At 69.6% G+C, this 24,862-nt stretch carries 28 protein-coding genes; 7 read left to right on the top strand and 21 right to left on the bottom strand.

Translation table 11 applies throughout. The features are described 5' to 3' along the window. Nucleotides 1–157: 157 nt before the first annotated feature. The 3 genes from ompR to FKV24_RS08775 are packed head-to-tail and all read left to right on the top strand — an operon-like array spanning nucleotide 158 to nucleotide 3,116. Nucleotides 158–880: an osmolarity response regulator transcription factor OmpR gene (ompR, locus tag FKV24_RS08785; protein ID WP_141482107.1), complete on the top strand. Its 723-nt coding sequence runs from the start codon at nucleotides 158–160 to the stop codon at nucleotides 878–880. Between the two features lie 5 nt (nucleotides 881–885). Next, the gene (locus FKV24_RS08780) at nucleotides 886–2,166 is read left to right on the top strand and encodes an ATP-binding protein (protein ID WP_223250368.1); all 1,281 of its coding nucleotides are present in this window, start codon (nucleotides 886–888) and stop codon (nucleotides 2,164–2,166) included. Continuing rightward, nucleotides 2,163–3,116 (top strand): alpha/beta hydrolase, encoded by a 954-nt coding sequence (locus FKV24_RS08775; RefSeq protein ID WP_141482106.1) that lies wholly within the window; start codon nucleotides 2,163–2,165, stop codon nucleotides 3,114–3,116. The genes FKV24_RS08780 and FKV24_RS08775 overlap by 4 nt, the downstream gene beginning before the upstream one ends. A gap of 16 nt (nucleotides 3,117–3,132) precedes the next feature. Here the strand turns inward: FKV24_RS08775 and FKV24_RS08770 are convergent, their stop codons facing one another. The 7 genes from FKV24_RS08770 to miaA all read right to left on the bottom strand — a co-directional run bounded on the left by FKV24_RS08770 (nucleotide 3,133) and on the right by miaA (nucleotide 10,055). Further along, nucleotides 3,133–4,425, bottom strand: a complete 1,293-nt coding sequence (locus FKV24_RS08770) for an adenylosuccinate synthase (RefSeq protein ID WP_141482105.1) — start codon at nucleotides 4,423–4,425, stop codon at nucleotides 3,133–3,135. A gap of 246 nt (nucleotides 4,426–4,671) precedes the next feature. Next, nucleotides 4,672–4,866, bottom strand: coding sequence for a DUF2065 domain-containing protein (locus FKV24_RS08765; RefSeq protein ID WP_111266902.1), 195 nt, complete (start codon nucleotides 4,864–4,866; stop codon nucleotides 4,672–4,674). Between the two features lies 1 nt (nucleotide 4,867). Beyond that, a complete protein-coding gene (gene hflC / locus FKV24_RS08760; protein WP_141482104.1) occupies nucleotides 4,868–5,731 on the bottom strand; it encodes a protease modulator HflC in 864 nt (287 codons plus the stop codon). Next, complete coding sequence (gene hflK / locus FKV24_RS08755) at nucleotides 5,728–6,831, bottom strand: FtsH protease activity modulator HflK (RefSeq protein ID WP_141482103.1); 1,104 nt, start codon at nucleotides 6,829–6,831, stop codon at nucleotides 5,728–5,730. The genes hflC and hflK overlap by 4 nt, the downstream gene beginning before the upstream one ends. 183 nt (nucleotides 6,832–7,014) lie before the next feature. After that, the gene (hflX, locus tag FKV24_RS08750; RefSeq protein WP_141482102.1) at nucleotides 7,015–8,409 is read right to left on the bottom strand and encodes a ribosome rescue GTPase HflX; all 1,395 of its coding nucleotides are present in this window, start codon (nucleotides 8,407–8,409) and stop codon (nucleotides 7,015–7,017) included. 187 nt (nucleotides 8,410–8,596) lie between these two features. After that, nucleotides 8,597–8,878: an RNA chaperone Hfq gene (hfq, locus tag FKV24_RS08745; RefSeq protein WP_141482101.1), complete on the bottom strand. Its 282-nt coding sequence runs from the start codon at nucleotides 8,876–8,878 to the stop codon at nucleotides 8,597–8,599. A 214-nt stretch (nucleotides 8,879–9,092) separates the two neighbouring features. Further along, entirely contained in the window at nucleotides 9,093–10,055 is a 963-nt protein-coding gene (gene miaA / locus FKV24_RS08740; RefSeq protein ID WP_141482100.1) for a tRNA (adenosine(37)-N6)-dimethylallyltransferase MiaA, read from the bottom strand. Between the two features lie 64 nt (nucleotides 10,056–10,119). Between miaA and FKV24_RS08735 the strand changes: the two genes are divergently transcribed. Continuing rightward, on the top strand, nucleotides 10,120–10,329 hold the full coding sequence (locus tag FKV24_RS08735; RefSeq protein WP_141482099.1) for a hypothetical protein: 210 nt from the start codon (nucleotides 10,120–10,122) through the stop codon (nucleotides 10,327–10,329). Nucleotides 10,330–10,399: 70 nt separating this feature from the next. Here FKV24_RS08735 and putP read toward each other — a convergent pair whose 3' ends face one another. The 6 genes from putP to rlmE form a co-directional block, all read right to left on the bottom strand. Next, on the bottom strand, nucleotides 10,400–11,902 hold the full coding sequence (gene putP / locus FKV24_RS08730; protein WP_141482098.1) for a sodium/proline symporter PutP: 1,503 nt from the start codon (nucleotides 11,900–11,902) through the stop codon (nucleotides 10,400–10,402). 83 nt (nucleotides 11,903–11,985) lie between these two features. Next, nucleotides 11,986–12,168, bottom strand: coding sequence for a hypothetical protein (locus FKV24_RS08725; RefSeq protein WP_141482097.1), 183 nt, complete (start codon nucleotides 12,166–12,168; stop codon nucleotides 11,986–11,988). Between the two features lie 266 nt (nucleotides 12,169–12,434). Further along, complete coding sequence (locus tag FKV24_RS08720; RefSeq protein ID WP_211371824.1) at nucleotides 12,435–13,439, bottom strand: trypsin-like serine peptidase; 1,005 nt, start codon at nucleotides 13,437–13,439, stop codon at nucleotides 12,435–12,437. 746 nt (nucleotides 13,440–14,185) lie between these two features. Then, a complete protein-coding gene (folP, locus tag FKV24_RS08715) occupies nucleotides 14,186–15,082 on the bottom strand; it encodes a dihydropteroate synthase (protein ID WP_141482096.1) in 897 nt (298 codons plus the stop codon). 181 nt (nucleotides 15,083–15,263) lie between these two features. Then, nucleotides 15,264–17,168: an ATP-dependent zinc metalloprotease FtsH gene (gene ftsH, locus FKV24_RS08710; RefSeq protein WP_111266912.1), complete on the bottom strand. Its 1,905-nt coding sequence runs from the start codon at nucleotides 17,166–17,168 to the stop codon at nucleotides 15,264–15,266. 123 nt (nucleotides 17,169–17,291) lie between these two features. Next, nucleotides 17,292–17,969 (bottom strand): 23S rRNA (uridine(2552)-2'-O)-methyltransferase RlmE, encoded by a 678-nt coding sequence (rlmE, locus tag FKV24_RS08705; protein ID WP_141482095.1) that lies wholly within the window; start codon nucleotides 17,967–17,969, stop codon nucleotides 17,292–17,294. Between the two features lie 83 nt (nucleotides 17,970–18,052). On the opposite strand from rlmE, the gene yhbY reads away from it, so the two are divergent. After that, a complete protein-coding gene (gene yhbY, locus FKV24_RS08700) occupies nucleotides 18,053–18,358 on the top strand; it encodes a ribosome assembly RNA-binding protein YhbY (protein WP_111266914.1) in 306 nt (101 codons plus the stop codon). Between the two features lie 112 nt (nucleotides 18,359–18,470). After that, nucleotides 18,471–18,845 carry an Mth938-like domain-containing protein gene (locus FKV24_RS08695; RefSeq protein WP_141482094.1) on the top strand — a complete coding sequence of 125 codons (375 nt, stop codon included), beginning with the start codon at nucleotides 18,471–18,473 and terminating at the stop codon, nucleotides 18,843–18,845. 42 nt (nucleotides 18,846–18,887) lie between these two features. Here FKV24_RS08695 and FKV24_RS08690 read toward each other — a convergent pair whose 3' ends face one another. The 4 genes from FKV24_RS08690 to surE form a co-directional block, all read right to left on the bottom strand. After that, nucleotides 18,888–19,676, bottom strand: a complete 789-nt coding sequence (locus FKV24_RS08690; RefSeq protein WP_141482093.1) for a peptidoglycan DD-metalloendopeptidase family protein — start codon at nucleotides 19,674–19,676, stop codon at nucleotides 18,888–18,890. 82 nt (nucleotides 19,677–19,758) lie between these two features. Then, nucleotides 19,759–20,343, bottom strand: a complete 585-nt coding sequence (locus FKV24_RS08685) for a YqaA family protein (protein WP_111266917.1) — start codon at nucleotides 20,341–20,343, stop codon at nucleotides 19,759–19,761. Nucleotides 20,344–20,404: 61 nt separating this feature from the next. Next, nucleotides 20,405–21,082: a protein-L-isoaspartate(D-aspartate) O-methyltransferase gene (locus FKV24_RS08680; protein WP_111266918.1), complete on the bottom strand. Its 678-nt coding sequence runs from the start codon at nucleotides 21,080–21,082 to the stop codon at nucleotides 20,405–20,407. Further along, nucleotides 21,079–21,870, bottom strand: coding sequence for a 5'/3'-nucleotidase SurE (gene surE / locus FKV24_RS08675; protein WP_111266919.1), 792 nt, complete (start codon nucleotides 21,868–21,870; stop codon nucleotides 21,079–21,081). Before surE ends, FKV24_RS08680 begins: the two co-directional genes overlap by 4 nt. Before the next feature lie 196 nt (nucleotides 21,871–22,066). Between surE and FKV24_RS08670 the strand changes: the two genes are divergently transcribed. Further along, nucleotides 22,067–22,621 carry a Smr/MutS family protein gene (locus FKV24_RS08670; protein ID WP_111266920.1) on the top strand — a complete coding sequence of 185 codons (555 nt, stop codon included), beginning with the start codon at nucleotides 22,067–22,069 and terminating at the stop codon, nucleotides 22,619–22,621. A gap of 42 nt (nucleotides 22,622–22,663) precedes the next feature. Here FKV24_RS08670 and FKV24_RS08665 read toward each other — a convergent pair whose 3' ends face one another. From FKV24_RS08665 to FKV24_RS08650, 4 genes are all read right to left on the bottom strand, one after another. Continuing rightward, nucleotides 22,664–22,891, bottom strand: a complete 228-nt coding sequence (locus FKV24_RS08665; RefSeq protein WP_141482092.1) for a hypothetical protein — start codon at nucleotides 22,889–22,891, stop codon at nucleotides 22,664–22,666. A 188-nt stretch (nucleotides 22,892–23,079) separates the two neighbouring features. After that, nucleotides 23,080–24,129: a tRNA pseudouridine(13) synthase TruD gene (truD, locus tag FKV24_RS08660; protein ID WP_141482091.1), complete on the bottom strand. Its 1,050-nt coding sequence runs from the start codon at nucleotides 24,127–24,129 to the stop codon at nucleotides 23,080–23,082. Next, nucleotides 24,126–24,614, bottom strand: coding sequence for a 2-C-methyl-D-erythritol 2,4-cyclodiphosphate synthase (ispF, locus tag FKV24_RS08655; RefSeq protein ID WP_111268109.1), 489 nt, complete (start codon nucleotides 24,612–24,614; stop codon nucleotides 24,126–24,128). The genes truD and ispF overlap by 4 nt, the downstream gene beginning before the upstream one ends. Nucleotides 24,615–24,711: 97 nt before the next feature. Beyond that, nucleotides 24,712–24,862 (bottom strand): 2-C-methyl-D-erythritol 4-phosphate cytidylyltransferase (locus FKV24_RS08650; RefSeq protein WP_211371826.1); only part of this gene is annotated, 151 nt, incomplete at its 5' end.

Raw genomic sequence — 24,862 nt, 5'->3', positions numbered from 1 at the left:
GCGGCATCGGGGTGATTCCACGCTAGCGCCGCGACCGCGCCCGGATATGTCCGGTCCGCGAGCGGATGTTTCGCGGCCCGCTCCCGGAAACATCCGCTTACAAATTGCCGGCGCCGCGGGTTTGCCTGCTCGCCGCGACTGCCGCGATAGTGAGCGCATGGACGAAACCGCCCCCCACCTGCTGCTGGTCGACGACGACGTGCGTCTGCGCGAGCTGCTGCAGCGCTACCTCGAAGGCCAGGGCTTCGAGGTCCGCGGAGTCGGCGACGGCAGCGGCATGCGCCAGGCGCTGGACCGAGGGCACTACGACCTGGTCGTGCTCGACCTGATGCTGCCGGGCGAAAGCGGACTGGATATCTGCCGCCAGTTGCGTGGCCGGGACGATGCGATTCCGATCGTCATGCTGACCGCCAAGGGCGACGAGATCGATCGCATCGTCGGACTGGAGATCGGCGCCGACGACTACCTGCCCAAACCGGTCAATCCACGCGAACTGCTGGCACGCATCCGCTCGGTGCTGCGGCGTACCCGTCCGCACGCGCCGGGCGCGCCCCTGGCCGACGCGGGCGAGGTCGCGTTCGCCGGCTTCAGCCTGGATCTGGGCCGGCGCGAGCTGCGCCGCGGCGGGGAAACCCTGCGCCTGACCTCCGGCGAGTTCGCCCTGCTCTCGGTGCTGGTCCGCCATCCGCACCAGCCGCTCAGCCGCGACCGCCTGATGAGCCTGGCGCGGGGACGCGGGCACGAAGCGTTCGAACGCAGCATCGACGTGACCGTCGCGCGGCTGCGCAAGCTGATCGAGGACGAGCCGAGCCGGCCCCGGCTCCTGCAGACGGTGTGGGGCGTGGGCTATGTGTTCGTGCCGCCGGAGCAGGACGCGTGAAGGCGATGCCGCGCAGTGTGTTCTCGCAGCTGGTGCTGGTGATCGCGCTGGTACTCGCCGGAACGCTGGCGATCGCGATCGTGCTCAGTCGCGTATTGGTGTCGGAGCCGGCCGGTGCCCAGTTGCTGCGCGCGATGCAGGGTTTTGCCGATGTCGCCGAAGAGGTCGCGCGCAGCGAATCGAACGAACGCGCGATGCAGGTCCTGCGCGACGGCGGACTGGAAGTGCGCATGGACGCCCCGGCACAGGCGCGGCCGCGTTTCGCGCCGCTGCTGCGGGCGTTGCAGGAGCAGGCTCCGCAGCAGCTGTCGCCGGGACGCGAGCTGCGGATATCGCGCGACAGCGGGCGCAGTGTCGCCTGGCTTCGGCTCGACACCACCCCGGCGATCTGGGTCTCGTTCCCGGTCGATCGTCGCGATCATCGGGTGCGTCGCTTCTCGATCGGCTTGCTGCTGGGCTGCGCGCTGCTGGTCTGGCTCGCCGCCGCCCACTTCGCGCGTCGACTGGTCATGCCGTTGCGACGACTGGCGCACGCGGCCCCGGACTTCGTTCGCGGAGAATCGCCGCCGCTGGACACTTCGAGCGGCCCGCGCGAGGTCGCCGAGCTGGCGCGTGCCCTGGACCGGGCCAGCACCGAAGCGCGCGAGGCGGCCGAGGAACGCACGCTGATGCTGGCCGGCATCTCGCACGACCTGCGCACGCCGCTGACCCGTCTGCAATTCGCGCTCGCCCTGCTGCCCGATGCCGACCCGGAGCTGCGCGCCGGCATGGACCGGGACATCGGCGAGATCGACGCGATCCTGTCGCAGTTCATCGCCTATGCCCGCGACGGCCGCGACGAGGCGATGGAGTCGCTCGACCTGAGCGCGCTGTGCCGCCAGGCCGTCTCGGCGATGCCCGACGGCTGGGCGAGCGCGCTGCCGGAACAGGCGCCATTGCGGGGACGGCCGTTGGCCTTGATGCGCGCGTTGGAGAACCTGCTGGGCAACGCGCAGCGGCACGGTGCCCCGCCGTTCTCGCTGCGGCTGGAGCGAGACGGCGCGAACTGGCGTGTCGAGGTCGCCGACCATGGCCCCGGCATCGACGCCGCGAACGCGACACGGATGCGCCAGCCGTTCGTGCATGGCGGTAAAGGCACCGGCCTGGGCCTGGCGATCGTCGAACGGGTCGCCCGCCAGCACGGAGGCGAACTGCAACTGGCGTCCAACGCGCCCCAGGGCCTGCGCGCGACGCTGGTACTGCGCGCGGACGGGATGGCCGAAGCAGGGATGGGAGCGGGTCGATGAAAGCCATCCGGTCGCCCCGCTCCGGCGTGCTCGCGCTGACCCTGGCAGCGCTGCTGCTTCACACCACGCCACCCGCCCGCGGCAGCGATCCAGGCGGGGCCGCCACCGCGGCGCTGGCGCTGCCGGACGGCACCCGCGTCCTGCGCGACATCGCCTACGGCCACGACCGGCGCCAGCGCTTCGATGTCTATGTCCCAGCCGACGCCCGCGACGCCGCAGTGATCTTCCTTGTCCACGGCGGCGGTTGGGCGGTCGGAGACAAGGCACACCGCAACCTGGTGGCGAACAAGCTCGCCTACTGGCTGCCGCGTGGCTTCGTGGTGATTTCCAGCAACTATCGGCTGCTGCCCGATGCCGGCCCGCTCGAACAGGCCGGCGACATCGCCCGCGCGGTCGCCCACGCCCAACGGCTGGCGCGGTCGTGGAGCGCCGACGCCGATGCCTTCGTGCTGATGGGGCATTCTGCGGGCGCCCATCTGGTCGCCCTGCTCGGGGCCGACCCCGCCCTGCTGGCCGCCGCCGGCGCACGCCGCCCCCGTGGGGCCGTGTCCCTGGACAGCGCCGCGATGGACGTGGTGGAGATGATGCAGGCTCCCCGCCACCCGAGACTGTACGACCGCGCCTTCGGTCGCGTTGCCGCGGACTGGAGGGCCGCCTCGCCGCGGCATCGCCTGTCGCCGGACGCGCTGCCGATGCTGATCGTCTGTTCGTCGCGCCGGATCGACGCCTGCCCGTCGGGCCGCGCGCTCGCACGCGATGCGGCGGCGCTTGAGGTCTCGATGCGGGTACTGCCCCAGCCGCTGTCGCATCGCGACATCAACCGCGAACTCGGGCTGGCCGGCGCCTATACCGAGGCGGTCGATGCCTTCATACGCGCATGCCTGCCCGTACCGCGGCCGGCCCGGCGCCCGGAAACGAACGACCCCGCCGAAGCGGGGCCGTCGGGGTGACCCGCAACGGCACCGTTCAGGCGAACGGGTCCTGCAGCACCATGGTGTGCTCGCGGTCCGGACCGGTGGAGACGATCGCCAGCGGGCAGCCGGCCAGTTCCTCCAGCGCACGCAGGTAGGCGCGCGCGGCCGGCGGCAGCTTGTCCCACTCGGTGATGCCGTGGGTGTTCTCCTCCCAGCCCGGGAACTCCAGGTAGACCGGGGTGCACTCGTCCCAGCCGGCGGCGTCCAGCGGCGCGTACTCGGTCCGCTTGCCGCGGTACTCGTAGGCGATGCAGATCTTCAGCGTCTCCATGCCGTCGAGCACGTCCAGCTTGGTGATGCACAGGCCGGTGATGCCGTTGATCGCGACCGCGCGCTTGAGCGCGACGATGTCGATCCAGCCGCAGCGACGCGGGCGTCCGGTGGTGGCGCCGTACTCCTGGCCGCGGTCGCGGATGCCCTGGCCGACCTCGTCGTGCAGTTCGGTCGGGAACGGGCCGCCACCGACGCGGGTCGCATAGGCCTTGCAGATGCCCAGCACGTAGTCGATCGCATCCGCACCGACGCCGGCGCCGGCCAGCGCGCCACCGACGGTGGTGTTGGACGAGGTCACGTACGGATAGGTGCCGTGGTCGATGTCCAGCAGCGAGCCCTGCGCGCCTTCGAACAGCACCCGCTTGCCCTGCTTGCGCAGGTCGTGAAGGATGCCGGCGACGTCGGACTTCATCGGCTGCACGTATTCGCCGAACTCCAGCGCCTCGTCCAGGGTCTTCTGGAAGTCGACCGCTTCCACGCCCAGGTAATTGGTCAGCACGAAGTTGTGGTAGTCCAGCGCGGCGCGCAGCTTCTCGGCCAGCTGGTCGGGGTAATGCAGGTCGGCGACGCGGATGCCGCGACGCGCCACCTTGTCCTCGTAGGCCGGGCCGATACCGCGGCCGGTGGTGCCGATCGCCTTGCCGCCTGCGGCCTTCTCGCGCGCCTGGTCCAGGGCGATGTGGTACGGCATGATCAGCGGCGTCGCCGGGCTGATCTTCAGCCGCGAACGCACGTCCACGCCGGTCGCCTCCAGCTCGTCGATCTCCTTGCGCAGCGCGGCCGGGCTCAGGACCACGCCGTTGCCGATCAGGCACAGCGCGCCTTCGCGCAGGATGCCCGACGGGATCAGGTGCAGGACGGTCTTCTTGCCGCCGATGACCAGGGTGTGGCCGGCATTGTGCCCGCCCTGGAAGCGGACGACGGCGCCGATCTCCTCGGTCAGCAGATCGACGATCTTGCCCTTGCCCTCGTCGCCCCACTGCGCACCCAACACCACGACTGACTGACCCATGACGGGAGACTCCTGATTTGTTCCGTAGGAGCGGCACAAGCCGCGAACGCCCGTCGCCGGGCCTGGCAGGCGCGATTCACGCCGCTGCTACAGGGCCGGACACGGAAAAAGCCGGTGGGCGGCTCGTGGCGAGCGGGCCCATCCGGCTTTTGTGCATTATCCGGGTTTCGGGGCCCGAGGGCCAGTGCTTCCGCACCGCCACCGGCATGCCGGCGGCCCGGGTTCATATGCCGTTCGGACGCCGCCTCACAACGCCCGTCGCACCCACCACAGCGCGAGCAGGCCGGCGGCCACGAAAACCCCGCCGACCACCCGCAACTGCCGATCAGGCATCGCATACAGCTGTTCCGCCGCACGCTTCCATCCGCCCGGGGCGACGAACAGGAACAGCCCTTCCAGCACGGCGACCAGACAGATCGCCGACAGCAGCTCGTCGCTCACCTCAGCGGTCGTTCCCGAGGTACTGCAGGAACGGATCGTCCTGGTCGAGCACGATCAGTGCCTGACCGTCCCTGAAGGATTCGCGGTAGGCCTCCAGGCTGCGCTGGAACGCGTAGAACGCCGGATCCTTGTTGGCCGCCGAGGCATAGGTCCTGGCCGCTTCGGCATCGCCCTCACCGCGCAGGCGCTGGGCGTCGCGCTCGGCCTCGGCCACCAGCACGGTCTGCTCGCGGTCGGCTTCGGCGCGGATCTGGCGGGACTGCTCCTCGCCGGCCGCGCGCAGAGCGCTGGCGACCTGGCGGCGCTGCGCGCTCATCCGCGCATAGACATTGTTGATGACCTCGCTGTCGGTGGGCAGGTCGATCTGCTTGATGCGCAGGTCGACGATGCGCACGCCCAACGTGGACGCGCCTTCGTTGATCTTCTCCAACTGCGCGTCGATCATCTCCGAGCGGTCGCCGGACACCACCTGTTGCAGGGTGCGAGCGTTGATCTCGTTGCGCAGGGAGTCCTTGACGATCGGCACGAGCCGGTTGACCGCGACGCTCTCGTCGCCGCCGGTGGCACGGAAGAACGCGGTGGCGTCGTCGATCTGGCCCAGCGAGAAGAAGTCGACGCTGACGTCCTTGCGCTCGGAGGTCAGGTAGCGTTCGGGCGTGGCGTCGAGCACCTGCAGGCGGCGGTCGAACACCAGCGCGTTCTCGATCAGCGGCACCTTGAAGTGCAGGCCGGGGCCGAGATCGGCGCGGGACACACGGCCGAGGTTGAGCACGATCGCGGTCTCGCCTTCCTTCACCACGAAGACCGAGCCAAGCAGGGTGAACAGGGCCGCGACGATCACGGCGATCCAGATGGGGGCCTTCATTGACGGGGCTCCTGTCGGCCGCTGGGACGCGGCTCACGGCCGGTGCGGGCCGGGCGCGGGGTGGACGACTCGGGCATGCTCAGGGTCGGGGCGAGCAACTCCGGGGCGACCGGGGCCGGCGAACCGCCGCGGGCGCCGTCCATCGGCGCGTAGATCAGCTGGCGCGAATCGCCGCCGACGATCTTGCGATTCTGGCCCAGCACCCGCTGCACGGTCTCCAGCCACAGGCGCTTGCGGGTGACCTCGGGGGCCTGCTTGTACTCGTCGACCAGCAGCGAGAAGCGGTCGGCGTCACCCTGGGCGCGCGCGACCACCTCGGCCTTGTAGCCTTCGGCGGCGGTACGCACGCGGGCGGCGGTGCCTCGCGCCTCGGGCACGACCCGGGCCGCGTAGGCACGGGCCTCGCTGATCAGGCGCTCGCGCTCCTGCTGCGCGCTGTTGACGTCGTCGAAGGCCGGCTTGACCTGCTCGGGCGGACGCGCGTTGGGCAGGTTCAGCTCGGTCACCAGCAGGCCGGTGCGGTAGGCGTCCAGCGAGGCCTGCAGCTGTTCGCGCGAAGAGGTCGCCAGCGCGCTGCGCGAGCCCAGCACGATGTCGAGGGTGGAACGGCCGACCTGTTCGCGCATGCTGCTCAGCGCCGCCTGGCGCAGCACCTCGTCGGCGGCGCGGGTGCCGAACAGGTACAGCTGCGGATCGCTGACCTGGTACTGCACGTTCATCTCGACGTGGACGATGTTCTCGTCGCTGGTCAGCACCGGCACGTTGAAACTCTCGGTACGGATGCGGGTCGCGTCGACCTTGGTCACCCGCTCCAGCGGCCACGGCAGCTTCAGGTGCGGACCGGGCTGCATCACCCGCGAGAACTGGCCGAAGCGCAGCACCACGCCGCGCTGGGTCTCGGCGATCAGCACGAAGCAGTTGAAGATCAGGAACAGGCCCAGCACCAGCAGCACCCAGCGACCGATGCCGGCACCGCCGCCACCGCCGAAGACACTGCGGAACTGATCGAGGATGGCGTCGAAACCGCCACCGCCCGGACGTTGTCGTCGCGGCGAGCGGTTGCCGCCGGAGTCGTTGTTGCCAGGGGTATTCCAGGCCATGCCTGCTCCAAGTTCTGAAGGCGTTGTCGCGGTCGCGACCGGATTCGGCGGTCGCTGAATGCGGATGATGCGACACCGGTGGATTCTAGGTGGGGGCCGGACCGGCCTCAAGCAAGCCGCCCCAGCGGCCACGACCGGCATCGACCGCGACCTCCCGGGACCGCCCTTCGCCGAAGGGCCCGGCTAAGCGGGCCCGGCGGCCCCGCCCGCCGCGTCTTCGACCAGCGGACGCAGCCATTCGCCGTGCGGTTGCGCGAACAGGCGGCGGGCGTCGCTCATCGCCAGCTCGACCTCGACCTGCCAGCCGTCCTCGTCGGCGACCTCGGCCTTGACCGCGCCCAGCTCGTACAGCTTCGCGCGCAGGCGCGCCGCTTGCGGCGGCACCCGCACCCGGCCTCCGACGTGGCGCAGCTCCAGCGCCTCGGCCAGGGCCTGCCGCAGCAGGTCCAGGCCGCGTCCGTCGCGGGCCGACAGCCACACCCGAGAACGGCCCTCGGCCGGCCGGTCCAGGCGCGGTTCGAACGGCCGCGCCGGTGTCCCCGCGCCGTCGTCGTCGGGATCGTCGCCGAGGCGGTCGATCTTGTTGAACACCAGCAGCTGCGGCAGATCGCCGGCGCCGATCTCGGCCAATACCGCGTCGACCTGGGCGATGCGCTCGTGACGGGCCGGATCGGCCGCGTCTACCACGTGCAGCAGCAGGTCGGCCTCGCGGGCCTCGGACAGGGTCGAGCGGAACGCCGCGACCAGTTCGTGCGGCAGATCGCGGACGAAGCCGACGGTGTCGGCCAGCACCACGCCGCCGCCGGAGCCGCCCCGCGTCGCTCCCGCGTCCGAGGCCAGGCCGATCCGGCGCACGGTCGGGTCCAGGGTCGCGAACAGCTTGTCGGCGGCGTAGGCCTCGGCGCCGGTCAACGCATTGAACAGGGTCGACTTGCCGGCATTGGTGTAGCCGACCAGGGCCACCCGCGGCAACTCGCTGCGCACCCGCGCGCGGCGCATCTGGGTTCGCTGCACCTCGACCTTTTCGAGACGCTTCTGCAGCATGTCGACGCGCTTCTGCAACAGGCGGCGGTCGGTTTCCAGCTGGGTCTCGCCGGGGCCGCGCAGGCCGATCGAGCCGCCGCGCTGGCGCTCCAGGTGGGTCCAGCCGCGAACCAGGCGGGTGGCCAGGTGGCGCAACTGGGCGAGTTCGACCTGCAGCTTGCCCTCGTGGCTCTGCGCACGCTGGGCGAAGATGTCGAGGATCAGGCCGGTGCGGTCGACGACGCGACGCTGCAGCGCCCGTTCGAGGTTGCGCTCCTGCACCGGTGTCAGCGGGTGGTTGACCAGGATCAGGTCGGCGCCGCTGGCGTCGGCGGCCGCCCTGACCTCCTCCAGCTTGCCGCTGCCGATCAGGGTCGCGGGATTGGGGCGGTCGATGCGCGCGGTCAGCAGGACCGTGACCGTGGCGCCGGCGGAGCGGGCCAGGTCGGCAAACTCCTCGAGCAGGTCCGGGTCCGGTGCGCCTCCGGATTGCGGCTGGTTCGCATAGGGCTGGATCAGCAGCGCACGCTCGCCCTTGCGGGATCGTTCAAACATGCGTGCGCGTCCCCCGCAGGCACGTCCTGCGGACACGGAAGCCGGTACCGCAACCGCGCGGATTCAATGAATGGAGTGTCATCGCCACCGAATTCGGGGCGAATGCGCCGATTTCAATGGCCGCCAGGGCCCCTGTTCGGCGCCCGCGCAGGGAAAGCCCGCCGGGGGCTTCCCTGCGCCGGGGCGTTCATTCGCTTTCGTCTTGGCCGTTGCCGTTGCCGTCGCCCTGCCCGGTCTGCACGTAGCCGCCGCCGGGACCGACACGGACATTGCGCGCCGGCACCACGGTCGAAATCGCGTGCTTGTAGACCATCTGGCTGACGGTGTTGCGCAGCAGGACCACGAACTGGTCGAAGGACTCGATGGTGCCCTGTAGTTTGATGCCGTTGACCAGATAGACCGAAACCGGCACTCGCTCGCGCCGCAGCGCATTCAGGAATGGATCCTGCAAGGATTGTCCCTTGGACATCAAGTTTTCCCCATGCTGTTCTAGTTATAGGTGGGCCGCGTACCGGACGCAGGCCATGCCGCCGGACACGCTCCCCATGCCGGCGACCGGCCGATGGTAGCGCACCGGCACCGCCGGCAACGCATCTGCGGTGAATTTCGTGAAATCCGTCCGGTCGGCAAGTGTACCCTGCCGCGCGCGCCGCGCCTGCCCGTCCATCCGCCTGCGCGCCCTCTCAGCGACGCCCGGGACGCTCCACGAACAGGCGCAACGCCGCCTCCAGCGCCGCCGTCCCGGCCTGCGGGTCGAACCAGCGCGCATCCAGCTGACCGCGCAACCAGGTCAGCTGGCGCTTGGCCAGTTGCCGGGTGGCGAAGATCGCGCGATCGCGGAAGTCCGTGGCCGAGCCCTGCCCGTCGAGAAACTCCCAGGCCTGCCGGTAGCCGACCGCGCGGATCGCCGGCAGGTCACGCGGCGCCGGATGCGCCTGCAGCTGCGGCAGGGCGCGCAACGCCCTGACCTCGTCCAGGAAACCGTCGGCGAGCATCGCATCGAAGCGCCGGGCGATGCGTTCGTGCAGGATCGCGCGATCGCGCGGCGCCAGCACCAGCTTCAGCACCCGGTACGGCAGGCGCGGAGTCGACTCCCGACGCCAGTCACTGATCGTGCGTCCGGACAATCGCCACACCTCCAGCGCCCGCTGGATCCGCTGCGGATCGGTCGCGTGGATGCGGGCGGCGGCCTCCGGGTCGATCGCGGCCAGCTCGGCATGCAATGCCGGCCAACCGTGCACAGCGGCCTCGGCCTCGATCGCGGCGCGGGTCGCCGGATCGGCCTCGGGCATCGGCGACAGGCCCTCGAGCAGGGCCTGGAAGTACAGTCCGGTCCCCCCGGCCAGAATCGGGATACTCCCGCGCCCGACGATTTCGTCGAGCGCGCGGCGGGCATCGGCGGCGAACTCGGCGGCGGAATACGGCTGCCAGGGCTCGCGCAGGTCGATCAGGTGATGGCGGACCCGTGCGCGCTCGTCCGCGCCGGGCTTCGCCGCGCCGATGTCCAGGCCGCGGTAGACCAGGGCGGAGTCGACGCTGACGATCTCCCCCCCCAGGCGCTGCGCCCAATCGATCGCGAGCGCGGTCTTGCCCGATGCGGTCGGGCCCATCAATGCGATCGCGAGCGGCCGCGGATCAGCGGACATGCGCAGCCACGGGTTCGATGCGCGTCCTGACGCTACCGCCGGCATGCGCATGGAACCGGCGTCCATGACCGCGCGCGACACGCTTTCCACACAGGCTGTGGAAAACCGCTGGGACAACGTTGTTGAGAACCGCCTGATGCGTAGCTGCCGCAAGGCCCCGGGCATGTTTGGCTATTTTTTGACCAGCATGTTTCAGCTGTCCACAACGCCTGTGGACAAGCCTGCGGACAGTGTCGGGAACAACCGCCCGATCACCTTGTGGCACAAGGGCTGACGCAAACATGGCGAAAAAATGACCAGTCAGAATGCTTGACAAAACTCGGCAAAAACGCAGGTTGCCCGACTCAATAGCCGTTCTCGCGCAGACTCAGTCGCACCTGCTCGTGGGTGGCCTGGACCTCATCCGGCGGCTGCCTGTCGAGCAGGCTGACGACCACGATGGCCACGGTGGCCGCGATCACGCCCGGCACCATCTCGTACAGCCCGCTGCCCATGCGGTCGACCGCGACCAGCTTCCACACGATCACGGTGAGCGCACCGATCACCATGCCGGCCAGCGCGCCGTTGCGGGTCATCCGCTTCCACATCAGCGACAGCACCACCACCGGACCGAATGCGGAACCGAAGCCGGCCCAGGCGTAACTGACCAGGCCCAGTACGCGGTTGTCGGGATTGGACGCGATCCCGATCGCCACCAGCGCGACCAGCAGCACCATCGCGCGACCGATCCAGACCAGCTCGCGATGGCCGGCGTTCTTGCGGATGAAGCCGCGGTAGAAGTCTTCGGTCAGCGCACTGGAACAGACCAGCAACTGGCACGACAGCGTGCTCATCACCGCCGCCAGGATCGCCGACAGCAGGACACCGGCCACCCAGGGATTGAACAGCTGTTCGGCCAGCACGATGAAGACGCGTTCGGAGTTCGCATTGACCGTCCCGGCGACTTCCGGGTGGGCGCCGAACCAGGCGATGCCGAAGAAACCCACCGATATCGCACCCAGCAGGCACAGCACCATCCAGGTCATGCCGATCCGGCGCGCGCTGGGAATCGTCGCGACGCTGTCGGCGGCCATGAAGCGCGCCAGGATATGCGGCTGGCCGACATAGCCCAGGCCCCAGGCCATCGCCGAGACGATAGCGACGACGCCTCCCGCGCCCACCCACTGCAGGCGCGATGGGTCGACCTGTTCGATCACCGCCAGACTGGGCGCCAGGCCGCCGTTGCCGACGATCACCATGACCGGGGTGATCAGCAGCGCGAAGATCATCAGCGTGGCCTGCACGGTGTCGGTCCAGCTGACGGCGAGGAATCCGCCGATCAGCGTGTACAGGATCGTCGCCGCGGCGCCGTACCAGATCGCCTGCGCGTAGGGCACGCCGAACACGCTCTCGAACAACCGCGCGCCGGCGACGATGCCCGATGCGCAGTAGACGGCGAAGAACACCAGGATCACCAGCGCCGACAACACCCGCAGGACCCGGCTGCGGTCGGCGAAGCGGTGGGTGAAGTAGTCCGGCAGCGTCAGCGCGTTGTGGGTGCGCTCGGTGTACATCCGCAGCGGCCCGGCGACGAAGCGCCAGTTCGCCCAGGCGCCGATGATGAGCCCGAACGCGATCCAGGCCTTGGACGCGCCGGTGGCGTACAGCGTGCCCGGCAAGCCCATCAACAGCCAGCCGCTCATGTCGGAGGCGCCCGCCGACATCGCGGTCACGTAGCTGCCGAGCGAGCGGCCGCCAAGGATGTAGTCGTCGAAAGTCCGTGTCGAACGCCAGGCGATGAATCCGATCGCGACCGTCGCGAGCAGGTAGACAGTGAAGGTGACGATCAGCGGCGTGTCGGCGGTCATGGCATCTCCCCGGGCCGGGACGGCCCTTCTCCCGCCGGCAAGCTTAACCTGCGATGCCGATCGCGGTCGGAACCGCCTCCCCGCTACCGCAGTCCGCCCTTGCGAGGCATGGCCTCGAGCTCGTCGATCACCGCACGTGCGGCACGCAGCTCGATCTGCACAGGAAACGACTCGCGGACGACGACATCCTTCACCAGTCCGCGCGCCTCGAGCTCGCGCACCCGTGCCAGCACCGGGTCGGGGGTCTCGGCGCTACCGACGATCATGACCCGTTCCATCGCGACGTCCCCGTGGTCCTCCTGGCCGGAGTCCTGATGGCCACTCCCGTTCGCACATCCGACCAGGGCGAACGACATTACGGCCCCGAATGCGCCGGCGGATATTCTTCTCGGAAACGACGATGCCATTGGCTGCGATCTCCTGCTGGATGGTTTCATGCGCAAGAACCGGGGATGCGCCGCTCTCGCGGACACATCCCCGGCGGGTCGGCAATATCGCCAATACCGCTGGCCGAAACCCTGGCCGGAACCGATCAGGGATAGGTCGAGATCCAGTTCTGCAGGGTGTTGAACACCGTGCTGGTCAGTCGCGTGCCGCAATTCTGGGTGGACGAGCCGGTGGTATGCACGCCACGCACCACGTTGCCGCTGTCATAGATGCCGCTGCCGCTGTTTCCCCCATACGTATCGATGGTGTAGCACAGCCGGTAGGAGCCACTGGTCCACACACTGCCGGACATCCGCCACATCGTGCCGAACGGCTTGTCGGCGGGGTAACCGGTGATGGTGTGGGTGCCGCCGGAGTACGTGCCGTAGGCGGCATGACCGCCATGGGCCGGCTCGGTGAGCACGATCAGCGCGTAGTCGTAGTTGGTGTTGCGGTTGTTGTGCCAGGCCGAGGTGGTCACCGCGCGGGCCCAGGAGGTGGTGCCCCACGGCTTGTAGCTGCCGTTCTGCCCCGGGGTGAAGTCCAGGCTGGAATACCAGTTGCCGGAACCGTCGGACACGCAGTGGCCCGCGGTGAGCACGTGCTTGGCGGTGATCAGCGTGCCGGTGCAGCCAATGCCTATGCGGCCGATGTGCCAGTACGGCGAGGTCACGGTGTTGGTGACCTGGATGCGGCCGTCGGCGCCGATCACGGAGCTGGGGTTGATCCGGATATCGCCGCCGCCGAGCAGTTGCATCGGCGCCGTCGGCGCCGCTCCCGGCACGGTCATGGCCCCGCGACCCAGGATCTCCATCGCCTTGATCGCCTCTTCCAGCAGCGCCACATCCTCCGGGTTCATGTTCGACTCGTACACATCTCCGTCGCGGGTCACCATGACCGCACTCAGGCCTTCGGCCTTCTGCTGCGGCGTCTGCCGGCGCGCCGTGATCGCGGGCCCGGGATCGGGCATCGCACCGGTGATCAGATTGTCGCCATGGATGAAGCTCGCCTTTTCACCGGTCTTCTGGAACGTCCCCTCCGCCGCGCTCGCCGTACCCACCACGACGCCCGAACACAGCACCGCCAGGACCATCATTCTCGAAGCTTTCATCGGAATTTCCCTCCATTGATATTCCATTTGATTGGCGGGCGATAATGTCGCTCGATCACCCGCCGGCAGTATTCCGGCGGGCACCCAATGTCACCGTGATTGGAATCACAGAACGCCCGCATGAAGGATATTTCCGGCCCGCCCGACATATTCACCATTGCATAGACATTCTTCACTCGCCTGCCAACAAGCGGCAGTTTCTAATTGTCACGTGAATATTTCATTCGACACCCATTATTCAGCTCGACATAATGCATATCGACCACCGCCCGGGACGGCCATCGCGGTCATGCCAGGCGGCACCGATCCGGCAATCGCCACGCCAGCGCCTCTTCGCGTGCGGTAGCCGCCCGCGAACGGTCCGGGCGAAAGCTTCCACGGCGGCCGCGACACCGGTCCCTGCCATGGGCACCGAGCCCGGGGCCCGGACGCCAAGAAAACGCGGCCTCGGCACTGGAACGGCGCCCGGGAGACTCCGGGTCACGCCCGCCTCCGGCCATGGCGGCCGGCACCTTCCAGGGCGTTGCCGGCGCGCGGATCGGGTTCAGCGCTACCGGACAGCGCGGGCCGGCCCGGAGCCGCGGGATTCGAACAGGATCGGGATGGGGCCGTCCGCATCCTGCCTGGTGGTAACGTGCCGGGCCGTTGTTTCGAATCCGACACCCGGACGACAGGGTCGAACGCCTTCCTCCGCCAGCCCGGGGGGCGGCACCGACGCGGGCGAAACAGCCGCTTGAGGTCCCGGCCTAGTCTTCGTCGGGCCAGCGGATCGAGGCGGCCTGCGAGGCCTGCGGCTGCGGCTGTGCGGCGACCGCCTCCCAGACCTTCAAGGCATCGACGGTGGCGGCGACGTCGTGCACGCGGACGATCCGCGCACCGCGCTGGACCGCGATCAGGTGCGCCGCCAGCGAGCCGTGCACGCGCGCATGCGGGTCCTCGCGGCCGGTCAGCTCGCCGATGCTGCGCTTGCGCGAGAGCCCGGCCAGCAGCGGCACGCCCAGTTCGGAGAAACGCTGCAACTGCGCCAGCAGCAACAGGTTGTGTTCCAGCGTCTTGCCGAAGCCGAAGCCGGGATCGACCACGATCCGCTTCTTGTCGATCCCGGCCATCTCGGCGGCGAAGATGCGCTCGGCCAGGAACCGGTGCACGTCGGCGACCACGTCGTCGTACTGCGGCGCCGCCTGCATCGAGCGCGGCTCGCCCTGCATGTGCATCAGCACGACCGGCACCGCGCAGTCCGCCGCCGCCTCCAGCGCACCATCGCGGCGCAGCGCGTAGACATCGTTGATGATCCCCGCTCCCGCGGCGACCGCGGCACGCATCACCTCGGGCTTGGAGGTGTCGACCGAGATCGGCACCGCGACCTTCGCCGCCAGCGCCTCGATCACCGGCAGCACCCGCCGCAGCTCCTCCTCCAGCCCCACGTCCTCGGCGCCGGGCCGGGTCGACTCGCCGCCGATATCGAGGATGTCGGCGCCCTCCTCGACCAAGCTCAGTCCATGCGCGACCGCCGCGTCCGTGGTCGCGTGCTCGCCGCCATCGGAGAAGGAATCGGGGGTGACATTGACGATGCCCATGACCCGCGGCCGGTCGAGGGACAGGCGGCGGCCGTTGCAGTCGAGCGAGGGGGCGGTATCGAACATGGCGGACTTCGTCTCCGAACGGGCCTGGCACCTGATCCGGCACCGGGCGGAATGGGGCTGCGCGGGTCCGCCGTCTTCGCCGACGGCGGCAGGCGCCCGCGCGGTCCCGGCAGCCTAGACGAAAAGGGCCGGAAGGTCGCCCTTCCAGCCCTTCTCGCCGCAGATTCCCGGGTCCCTGGACTCAGGTCTGCGCAGCCGGTCCCACCACCGCGCCGGGCGGGGTGTTGTCGGCATCGTCCTTCGGCGCCTTGCCCGACTTCACCCAGTCCGCCGGCGGTCCCGGCACACGGCCTTCCATGATCTCGTCGATCTGGTGCGCGTCGATGGTCTCGTACTGCAGCAGCGCGTCGGCCATCACGTGCAGCTTGTCGAGGTTGTCGTTGAGGATGCGGGTGGTCTCCGCATAGGCCTTGTCGAGGATGCCGCGCACGACCATGTCGATCTTGCGCGCGGTCTCGTCGGAGACGTTCTTGTGCTGGGTCACCGAGCGGCCCAGGAACACCTCGTCCTCGTCCTCGCTGTAGGCGATCGGCCCCATCTCGTCGGACAGGCCCCACTTGGTGACCATGTTGCGGGCCATCTTGGTCGCGCGCTCGATGTCGTTGGACGCGCCGGTGGTGACCTTGTCGGCGCCGAAGATCAGCTCCTCGGCGACGCGGCCGCCATACAGCGAGCACAACTGCGACTGGATCGCCACGCGGTTGATGCTGTACTTGTCGCCCTCGGGCAGGTACATGGTCACACCCAGCGCGCGGCCGCGCGGAATGATGGTGACCTTGTAGACCGGGTCGTGCTCGGGCACCACCCGTCCGACGATCGCGTGGCCGGCCTCGTGGTAGGCGGTGAGTTTCTTCTCGTCCTCGCTCATCGCCATCGAGCGGCGTTCGGCACCCATCAGGATCTTGTCGCGCGCCTTGTCGAAGAACTCCATCCGCACCTCGCGGGCATTCTCGCGGGCGGCGAACAGCGCGGCCTCGTTGCAGAGGTTGGCCAGATCGGCGCCGGAGAAACCCGGGGTGCCGCGCGCGATCGTCATCGGCTCGACATCGTCGGCCAGCGGCAGCTTGCGCATGTGCACGCGCAGGATCTGCTCGCGGCCCTTCACGTCGGGCAGGCCGACCACCACCTGGCGGTCGAAACGGCCCGGACGCAGCAGCGCCGGATCGAGCACGTCGGGACGGTTGGTCGCGGCGATCACGATCACGCCCTCGCCGCCCTCGAAGCCGTCCATCTCCACCAGCAACTGGTTCAGGGTCTGCTCGCGCTCGTCGTGACCGCCGCCCAGGCCGGCGCCGCGATGGCGGCCGACCGCGTCGATCTCGTCGATGAAGATGATGCACGGCGCGTGCTTCTTGGCCTGCTCGAACATGTCGCGCACGCGGCTGGCGCCGACGCCGACGAACATCTCGACGAAGTCGGAACCGGAAATGCTGAAGAACGGCACCTTGGCCTCGCCGGCGATCGCGCGCGCCAGCAGGGTCTTGCCGGTGCCCGGCGGGCCGACCATCAGCACGCCGCGCGGAATCTTGCCGCCGAGCTTCTGGAACTTGGACGGGTCGCGCAGGAACTCGACCAGCTCGCCGACCTCCTCCTTGGCCTCGTCGCAGCCGGCGACGTCGGCGAAGGTCACCTTGACCTCGTTCTCGCCCTGCATCTTGGCGCGCGACTTGCCGAAGCTCATCGCGCCCTTGCTGCCGCCCTGCTGCATCTGGCGCATGAAATAGATCCAGATGCCGATGAACAGCAGCCACGGCAGGATGTTGATCAGGATGTACAGCAGCGACGGGCCGCTGTCCGGCGGCGTCTGCTCGACCGCGACGTTGTGGTTGATCAGGTCGTTGACCAGATCCTTGTCGCCGGGGTTGTAGGTGGTGAACTTGCTGCCGTCGGAACGTTCGCCGGTGATCGTGGTGCGATCGGCGTCGATCTTGATCTTGGAGACGCGATTGTTCTGCACCTGGTGGACGAACTGGTCGTAGGCCAGGGTCTCGGAGCCGGCGGTGCGCGGCCCGAACGCCTGGAACACCACCATCAGCACGACGGCGACCACAACCCAGAGCAGGAGATTCTTGGCCAGATCGTTCATGTAGTTACGTTACCTGTTGCCCAATCTTGTGAGGGCGCCGCGTCAACCAGTATGACGCCGCGCCTTGGAATCCGGTCTGACCGAGCTTGGCGCCGGCCGCTACCGCGAATGCCCGCCGCCACCTTACTTGATCGCGGCCCGCTTGCCCTGTGCCAGCGCGTAGACCTCCGGCGAACGTCGCCGCGACGCCGCCGGTTTGCGGATCGCCACCTTGTCGTAGCGGCGGCGCAGTTCGCGGACGTAGTCGTCGAACCCCACGCCCTGGAACAGCTTGATCAGGAAGGTACCGCCCACCCGCAGGTGGTGATCGGCAAAATCCATCGCCAGCTCGGCCAGGTACATGGCGCGTGGCATGTCGACCGCGTCCACACCGCTCTTATTGGGGGCCATATCCGACAGCACAAGGTCCACCGGCTTGCCGCCCAGCGAAGCCTCCAGCTGCGATAGGACCGCATCCTCCCTGAAATCCCCATGAAGGAACTCGACCCCGGCCAGCGGCGGCATCTCCAGGATGTCCAGGGCGATGACCCGGCCCGGGCGCGCGGAATCGAGCCGGTCCAGCTCCTGGCGCACCCACTGCGACCAGCCGCCCGGCGCCGCCCCCAGGTCGACCACGACCATGCCGGGCTTGAGCAGACGGTCGCGCTCGGCCAGTTCCTCGAGCTTGAACGCGGCGCGCGACCGCAGGCCCTCGGCCTGGGCCTTCTTCACGAAAGGATCGGAAAAATGCTCTTTCAGCCAGCGCTGGCTGGACTTGCTGCGGGATGACTTGCTGCGGGATGACTTGCTGCGGGCGGCCATGGGCGCGGGAGCCCCGTAATAGGATCGGTAAGCGGCCGTCATGATACCCTGAGCGCCCTCCACCGCCCGTTCACGTGACCCCGATGCCAATCCAGCTGACCGCCGCCCAGACCCGTTTCCTGCGCGGCCAGGCCCACGGCCTGAAAGCGATGCTGCAGGTCGGCGGCAAGGGCGTCACCGACGCGTTGGTGGCGGAGATCGACAACGCCCTCGAGCACCACGAGCTGATCAAGGTCAAGGTCGCGGCCGAGGATCGCGAGGCCCGCGACGCCATGATCGGCGAACTCGGGCAGCGCACCGAGGCCGCCGTGGTCCAGCGTATCGGCCATACCGCCGTGCTGTACCGGCCCAGCCGCGACAAGCGCCAGATCGTGTTGCCGCGGGCGTGAAGGCCTGCGGGCGTCGGGACACCGGCGCCTGGACCCGAGCGATGGCGATCGAAGGGCCTGCGCTACGCTCGCGGGAGCCCTCACTCAGGCCTCAGCTCCAGCCCCGATTCCGATGCAACTGACCCTCGAACATCCCGACCACGAATTTTTCCTGCGCGGCGCCGACGGCGGCAGCGCGCTGGTCAATGAGCGTCGACTGGAATCGAGCTTCGTACTGGCGCCGGATCGTCTGGTCGAGGACTGGGCGGTCGCCGACATCGGCGCGCTGGGCGCGGACGACCTGGCGCCGGTACTGGCGCTGAAGCCCGAAGTGGTACTGCTGGGCACCGGCGAGGCCCAGGTGTTTCCATCGGCGGCGGTGATGGCCGCCTGCCTGTCGCAGGGCGTGGGACTGGAAGTGATGAGCAACGCCGCCGCCGCCCGCACCTTCAACGTCCTGGCCGGCGAGGGCCGCCGCGTGGTCGCGGCGTTCATCCTCGCCCGCTGAGGGGCGACCCGGCGCCCCTGCGGGAAGGCGGCCCGACGCCCGTCAGCGCCTGGGCAGGTACTGCAGCGGATCGACCGGCTTGCCGTTGTAGCGAATCTCGAAATGCAGCATGTCGCGATCGGCGCCGCTGCGCCCCATCTCGGCGATCTGCTGGCCTGACTTGACCACCGCGCCCTCGGCGACCAGGCGGTTGCGGTTGTGACCGTAGGCCGACAGCCACTGGTCGTTGTGCTTGATGATGATCAGTTCGCCGTAGCCGACCAGGCCGGCACCGGAATACACCACCACGCCATCGCCGGCCGAACGCACCGGCGCGCCGCTGCGCCCGGCGATGTCGACGCCCTGCTTGGTCGGGTCGCCGCCGGAGAAACGGCTGATCAGCTCGCCATCGGCCGGCCAGCGCCAGGACAGGCCGCTGTTGACCGGCGCCGCCGGCGTCGTTGCCGGCGCGGTCGCGGGACGGCTGCCGGAAGACGCCGACGCGCCCGGCCGGCTGCCGCTGGACGGCCGCGAAGCGGTCGCGGTCGAGCCGCTCTGCCCGCCCGACGGATACAGCCGCAGCCGCTGCCCCGGATGGATGGTGTACGGCGCGGCGATGCCGTTCCAGGCGGCCAGGTCGCGCAGGGTGATGCCGTTGTCGGTGGCGATGCGGTAGAGGTTGTCGCCGCGGCGGACTACCACGGACGCGCCCGGCTTGGGCTTGGACACCGCGACCGGTCCCGCGCCGGAGCCGCTCTCGCGCACCACGGAGCTCGAACAGGCGGCAACGCCGAGGCCGATCAGGGCGCACAGGGCCGCCCGCTGGAGAATGGAATATGGGGTCATGGTCATGCGTCGGATCCTTGGCCTCCGGTGTCTTGGTTTCGTCCCCGCGGCCACCGGAGGAAGGCTCCGGTCCCGCTTGGACACGCGCTCAGCCGCGCAGTTCCAGCCAGACCACCGCGCCAACCACCAGCACGGCCACGGCCCAGCCCAGTATCTCGATGTAGCGCCGCAGCGTCTGCTCCAGCCGCTTGCCGCCGAACGCGATCAGCCCGGCGACCAGGAAGAAGCGCACGCCGCGCCCGATGGTCGAGCCCAGCAGGAAAGGTACCAGCCCGATGCCGGTCGCACCCGACGCTATCGTGAACACCTTGTAGGGAATCGGCGTGAACGCGGCCACGAACACGATCCAGAAGCCGTAGCGCTCGAACAATCCCTGGACCCTGAAGAACGGCGCGTCCCAGCCCAGCTTGAGCATCCACGGCCAGATCGCTTCCAGCGCGAAATGCCCAAGCAGGTAGCCCAGGACACCGCCGACGACCGAGGCGATCGTGCAGATCGCGGCCAGGCGCATCCAGCGCTGCGGCGTCGACAGCGCCATCGGCGCCAGCATCACGTCCGGCGGCACCGGGAAGAAGACCGACTCGGCCAGGCTGAGCGCGGCCAGATAGTGCGGCGCGCGATGGTGTGCCGCCCACACCAGGCAGCGGTCGTAGATCGGACCGAACAGTCTCACGAGAGCGGCCTCATTCGGACTCCGGCGGCGATACGGCCCCCGACGCCATGGGCGGACGGCATCAGTCGATCATTCCGGACAGCAACGGCACGAACACCACCGGCGCCAACGCCTGCTGGCTGAGCGAGCCGTCGCTCTGCTTGTGCAGCATCACCAGCGACTGCGAGCTGGCGCCTCCGACCGGCGCGACCAGGGTGCCGCCGGGCGCGAGCTGCGCGCTCAGCGCATCGACCAGGGCCGGCGCCGCCGCGGTCACCATGATCGCGTCGAACGGCCCGTTCTCCGGCCAACCGATATGGCCGTCGTCGTGCTTGCTGCGCACGTTCATGCCCAGCGAGCGGAAGCGCTTGCGCGCGACCCGCAGCAGTTCGCCGATGCGCTCGACGGTATGCACCTCCAGCCCGAGCGCGGCCAGGATCGCGGCCTGGTAGCCGGAGCCGGTGCCGATCTCCAGCACCTTCTTCGGCGCCACCGACAGCACCGCCTCGGTCATCCGCGCGACCACCCACGGCTGCGAGATGGTCTGGCCGTGACCGATCGGCAGCGCGGTGTCCTCGTAGGCGCGGGTCGCCAGCGCTTCGTCGACGAACAGGTGCCGCGGCACCATACGGATCGCATTGAGCACGCGCTCGTCGCGGATGCCCTCCTCGCGCAGGCGTTCGACCAGGCGGTCGCGCACGCGCTGCGAGGTCATGCCGGTGCCCAGCGCTTCGGGCTGCAGTCGCATGCGCAGGCTCATGGCCGCGCCTCCCCGGCCGGCTGCAGGGCGCCGCCCAGGCCGTCGACCCAGCTGGCGACCTGGTCCAGGGCCTGATAGCGGGTCAGGTCGACCAGGATCGGGGTGATCGCGATATGGCCGGTGCGCAGTGCGTGGAAATCGGTGCCGGGGCCGGCGTCCTGTTCGGGACCGGCCGCGCCGATCCACCACCAGGAGCGGCCGCGCGGGTCCTGCTGCGGGATGCAGTCCTCGGCGCGATGGCGGTTGCCCAGCCGGGTGACCTCGAACCCGCGCACCTGCTCCCACGGCAGGTCGGGCACGTTGACGTTGAGAATGGTGTCGGCCGGCAGCGGGTCGGTGCTCAGCCGGGCGATGATCTCGACCGCGGCACGGGCGGCGGTCTCGAAGTGCCTGCCGTTGTGATCGACCGTGTTCAGCGAAACCGCGATCGCCGGCAAGCCCAGGAAACGGCCTTCCATCGCCGCGGCGACGGTCCCGGAATAGATCACGTCGTCGCCCATGTTGGCGGTGTTGTTGATCCCCGACACGACGATGTCCGGCTCCACCTCGAGCATGCCGGTGATCGCCACGTGGACGCAGTCGGTCGGGGTGCCGTGGACACGCCAGGTGCTGTCGTCGAGCTGGACGACCCGCACCGGGGCGTCGAGGGTCAGCGAGTTGCTGGCCCCGGATCGATCGCGGTCCGGCGCGACCACCAGGACCTCATGGCCGGCGGCACGCAGGCCTTCGGCAAGGAAACGGATGCCGGGGGCGTCGACACCGTCGTCGTTGCTGACCAGAACTCGCATGGACTCCCTATGGACGTGATGCGCTGCGGCTATGCTGCGGAAAGGCCGGCCGGCGTGGTTGCCGCGGCTGTCGCCGCGCGACCGTGGGCCGGACCCACATGATAGCCGATGGACCGGCAGCCATTGCCGCCGACACGTCGCCGTCGCCGCCCGCTCGCGACCTTGCGATCGCGCCGGCTCAGGTTACGCTGGCCGCATGACCAAATCGCGCACACCCCCGCCGCCCGACAGCGACGATGCCGCCCTGTTCCGCGAGGCGATCGGTGCGGTGCGCGAGCTGGACGCGCCCGCCCCGCCCCCGTCCGCTCCCAGGCCCCGGCCGCGGGCACGCATGGCCGAGCTGGACGAGGTCGATGCCCGCCATGCGTTCCGGACCGGTGCGGACATGCCGACGCTGGAGTCGGGCGATCTGCTGGCGTACCGCCGCGACAGCGTCCCGCCGCGCAGCTGGCAGCGGCTGCGCCGGGGCGAGATCTCGGCGCAGGAGGAGCTGGACCTGCACGGTGCGGACGCGCGCAGCGCCGAAGCATTGCTGCGGGCCTTCATCAGCGACGCGCACCGTCACGGTCTGGGCTGCGTGCGGGTGATCCACGGAAAGGGGCTGCACGGCGACGGTGCGCCGGTGCTGAAGAATCTGGTCGACCGCCTGCTGCGCCATCGCGCGGACGTGGTCGCCTTCCACTCGGCGCCGCCCGCGCAGGGCGGCACCGGAGCGGTCGTGGTGCTGCTGGCGCCGCCCAAGCGGCGCTAGCACGGACCGGGGCTATCGGCGCATGCCGCGCCGGATGCCCGGTCAGTCGTCGCTGTCCTGCTCGGCGGCCTTGGCTCGCGGGACGTTCACCCATACCACTTCGATACCGCGACGGCGCGCGACGCGTTCGACGTAGGCGACATAGGCTTCATCGGCGTCCATGATGGACGGCGCGCGTTCGGCCTGGGTGGATTTCTCCGGCATGCCGGCGCAGGCGGCGAGGCCGGCGACGGTGAGTGACAGCGCGAGGACACGGAGACTGGCGTTCATGACGGTACCTCCGGATTGTCGGTGCGACGGCACGGTGCCGCTGCGGCAATGCCGCCGCGACAGGACCGTCGCTACCGGGGCCCGACCCCTTGCCGGGCCTGCACTCCATGCATATACCCGCCCCCCGCACGGGGCCAGTGCCAATTGCCACGGATCCGACGGACGGTCACCCGCGCCCGTTCATCCGCTCAGGCCGCTTCGTAGGACCCGTCGCGGACCTCGCCCAGCTCGGCCAGCACCGAGGTCGCATAAGTGCCCGGCGGCAGCGCGAAGCGCAGCTCCAGCGCATCCTCCGCCGGCCAGTTCCACGCCAGGCCATCCGGCCGCAGGCGCAATGCGCGCCGCTCCTGTTTCAAGCCGGCCCGCTCCAGCCCGGCACGCAGGGCCTCGCCGGGCGGCTCGGCCAGCGCCACGAGCTCCATTGCCGCGGCCTCGTCCTGGCTGCGCAGCTCGCCGCGCCCCCACAGCGGACCGCTGGGATGGATGTCGAAACGGGCCAGACGCTCGGCCAGCTGTTCCGAATACGGTTCCGGTCCGAACACGCTGCGGCTGCCGTCGAGCATCCACGCCTCGCCTTGCAGCGGTGTGTCCCAGCAGCCGGCGGCGACGCGCGCGGCCAGCACCCGGTTGAACAGCGCCGAACGCGCGGCGGACAACAGGTGGCTGCGCTGCTCGCGCCCGACCCGGCGCCCGGCGAACATCGACAACGCCGCGTGCAGATTGTCGCCGCCGCGACCGAAGCGCTGCTCGCCGAAGTAGTTGGGCACGCCGCGCGCGGCGACCGTCTTCAGGCGCGCATCGATCGCGTCGCGCTCGCCTTCCACGCCGCGCAACACCAGCACGAAGCGATTGCCGGCCAGGGCGCCACGCGGCAGTTTCTTCGCATGCCAGTCGTGCCCGAGCAGGCGCAGGGCCTCGCCGCCCTCGCCTTCGTACGACAAGCGCTCCAGTGGCGGTGCGTTGCGTCGGGGCAGATGCACGCTGAAGCGCTGGCGGGTCACCGCGTGGCGGTCCTTCTGCCCCGCGTAGCCGATCGCGGCGACGTCGACGCCGGCCCACTGGGCGATCCTCTGCGCGGCCCAGGCGGTGTTCATCCCGCGCTTCTCCACGCTCAGCAACAGATGCTCGCCGCTGCCGCTGGCGGCAAAACCGTCCAGCTCCTCGACGAAGAAGTCCTCGGCGCGGCTGCGCATGCGCGCGGCCAGCACCGCATCGCCGTGGGCGCGGGGCAGGTTCATCGCGCCAGCAACACCACGGCCTGGGCCGCAATGCCTTCGCCGCGCCCGGTGAAACCGAGCCGTTCGGAGGTGGTCGCCTTGACGCTGATCGCGTCGACCGCGACCCCGAGCACGCCGGCCAGGACCTCGCGCATCGCCTGCGCATGCGGCCCGACCTTGGGACGCTCGCAGATCACGGTCACATCGGCATTGCCCAGCGTCCAGCCGCGCTCGCGCAGCAGCGCGTCGCAATGGCGCAGGAAGGCGCTGCTGTCGGCATCCTTCCAACGCGGATCGCTGGGCGGGAAGTGTTGGCCGATGTCGCCCAGCGCCAGCGCGCCAAGCAGGGCATCGCACAACGCATGGATGACCACGTCGCCATCCGAATGCGCGACTACGCCGTGGCTGTGCGGCACGCGCACGCCACCGAGCATCACGTGATCCCCTTCGCCGAAGGCATGGACGTCGAAGCCCTGGCCGATGCGGATGTTCAGATTGCCTTGCATGTTCATTCCTTGCTGCGGATCGCGTCCGGGTTGCCGTGGGAGCGGCGTGAGTCGCGATGAAACTTCCGCGGGAAACCCTTCGCGGCTCACGTCGCTCCTACAGGATTCTCGCAGCCTGCCCGCGTTGCGAGAGTATGAAGCGGAAGCGCTCCAGGTCGGCGGGCGTGGTGACCTTGAAGTTGTCCTCGCGGCCCTCGACCAGGCGCGGACGCAGCCCCTGCCGCTCCATCGCCATCGCCTCGTCGGTC

The sequence above is a fragment of the Marilutibacter maris genome, assembly GCF_006546735.2.
GTDB classification, from domain to species: domain Bacteria; phylum Pseudomonadota; class Gammaproteobacteria; order Xanthomonadales; family Xanthomonadaceae; genus Marilutibacter; species Marilutibacter maris.
The sequence above is the reverse complement of the archived record's forward strand: the minus strand, read 5'-3'. Positions and strand labels throughout refer to the sequence as shown.

Excerpts from the sequence above, each read along its gene's own strand:
- ompR (WP_141482107.1), top strand. The coding sequence starts at position 158 with ATGGACGAAACCGCCCCCCACCTGCTGCTGGTCGACGACGACGTGCGT.
- FKV24_RS08780 (WP_223250368.1), top strand. The coding sequence starts at position 886 with ATGCCGCGCAGTGTGTTCTCGCAGCTGGTGCTGGTGATCGCGCTGGTA.
- FKV24_RS08775 (WP_141482106.1), top strand. The coding sequence starts at position 2,163 with ATGAAAGCCATCCGGTCGCCCCGCTCCGGCGTGCTCGCGCTGACCCTG.
- FKV24_RS08770 (WP_141482105.1), bottom strand. The coding sequence starts at position 4,425 with ATGGGTCAGTCAGTCGTGGTGTTGGGTGCGCAGTGGGGCGACGAGGGC.
- hflC (WP_141482104.1), bottom strand. The coding sequence starts at position 5,731 with ATGAAGGCCCCCATCTGGATCGCCGTGATCGTCGCGGCCCTGTTCACC.
- hflK (WP_141482103.1), bottom strand. The coding sequence starts at position 6,831 with ATGGCCTGGAATACCCCTGGCAACAACGACTCCGGCGGCAACCGCTCG.
- hflX (WP_141482102.1), bottom strand. The coding sequence starts at position 8,409 with ATGTTTGAACGATCCCGCAAGGGCGAGCGTGCGCTGCTGATCCAGCCC.
- hfq (WP_141482101.1), bottom strand. The coding sequence starts at position 8,878 with ATGTCCAAGGGACAATCCTTGCAGGATCCATTCCTGAATGCGCTGCGG.
- miaA (WP_141482100.1), bottom strand. The coding sequence starts at position 10,055 with ATGTCCGCTGATCCGCGGCCGCTCGCGATCGCATTGATGGGCCCGACC.
- FKV24_RS08735 (WP_141482099.1), top strand. The coding sequence starts at position 10,120 with ATGACCGCGCGCGACACGCTTTCCACACAGGCTGTGGAAAACCGCTGG.
- putP (WP_141482098.1), bottom strand. The coding sequence starts at position 11,902 with ATGACCGCCGACACGCCGCTGATCGTCACCTTCACTGTCTACCTGCTC.
- FKV24_RS08725 (WP_141482097.1), bottom strand. The coding sequence starts at position 12,168 with ATGATCGTCGGTAGCGCCGAGACCCCCGACCCGGTGCTGGCACGGGTG.
- FKV24_RS08720 (WP_211371824.1), bottom strand. The coding sequence starts at position 13,439 with ATGAAAGCTTCGAGAATGATGGTCCTGGCGGTGCTGTGTTCGGGCGTC.
- folP (WP_141482096.1), bottom strand. The coding sequence starts at position 15,082 with ATGTTCGATACCGCCCCCTCGCTCGACTGCAACGGCCGCCGCCTGTCC.
- ftsH (WP_111266912.1), bottom strand. The coding sequence starts at position 17,168 with ATGAACGATCTGGCCAAGAATCTCCTGCTCTGGGTTGTGGTCGCCGTC.
- rlmE (WP_141482095.1), bottom strand. The coding sequence starts at position 17,969 with ATGGCCGCCCGCAGCAAGTCATCCCGCAGCAAGTCATCCCGCAGCAAG.
- yhbY (WP_111266914.1), top strand. The coding sequence starts at position 18,053 with ATGCCAATCCAGCTGACCGCCGCCCAGACCCGTTTCCTGCGCGGCCAG.
- FKV24_RS08695 (WP_141482094.1), top strand. The coding sequence starts at position 18,471 with ATGCAACTGACCCTCGAACATCCCGACCACGAATTTTTCCTGCGCGGC.
- FKV24_RS08690 (WP_141482093.1), bottom strand. The coding sequence starts at position 19,676 with ATGACCATGACCCCATATTCCATTCTCCAGCGGGCGGCCCTGTGCGCC.
- FKV24_RS08680 (WP_111266918.1), bottom strand. The coding sequence starts at position 21,082 with ATGAGCCTGCGCATGCGACTGCAGCCCGAAGCGCTGGGCACCGGCATG.
- surE (WP_111266919.1), bottom strand. The coding sequence starts at position 21,870 with ATGCGAGTTCTGGTCAGCAACGACGACGGTGTCGACGCCCCCGGCATC.
- FKV24_RS08670 (WP_111266920.1), top strand. The coding sequence starts at position 22,067 with ATGACCAAATCGCGCACACCCCCGCCGCCCGACAGCGACGATGCCGCC.
- FKV24_RS08665 (WP_141482092.1), bottom strand. The coding sequence starts at position 22,891 with ATGAACGCCAGTCTCCGTGTCCTCGCGCTGTCACTCACCGTCGCCGGC.
- truD (WP_141482091.1), bottom strand. The coding sequence starts at position 24,129 with ATGAACCTGCCCCGCGCCCACGGCGATGCGGTGCTGGCCGCGCGCATG.
- ispF (WP_111268109.1), bottom strand. The coding sequence starts at position 24,614 with ATGCAAGGCAATCTGAACATCCGCATCGGCCAGGGCTTCGACGTCCAT.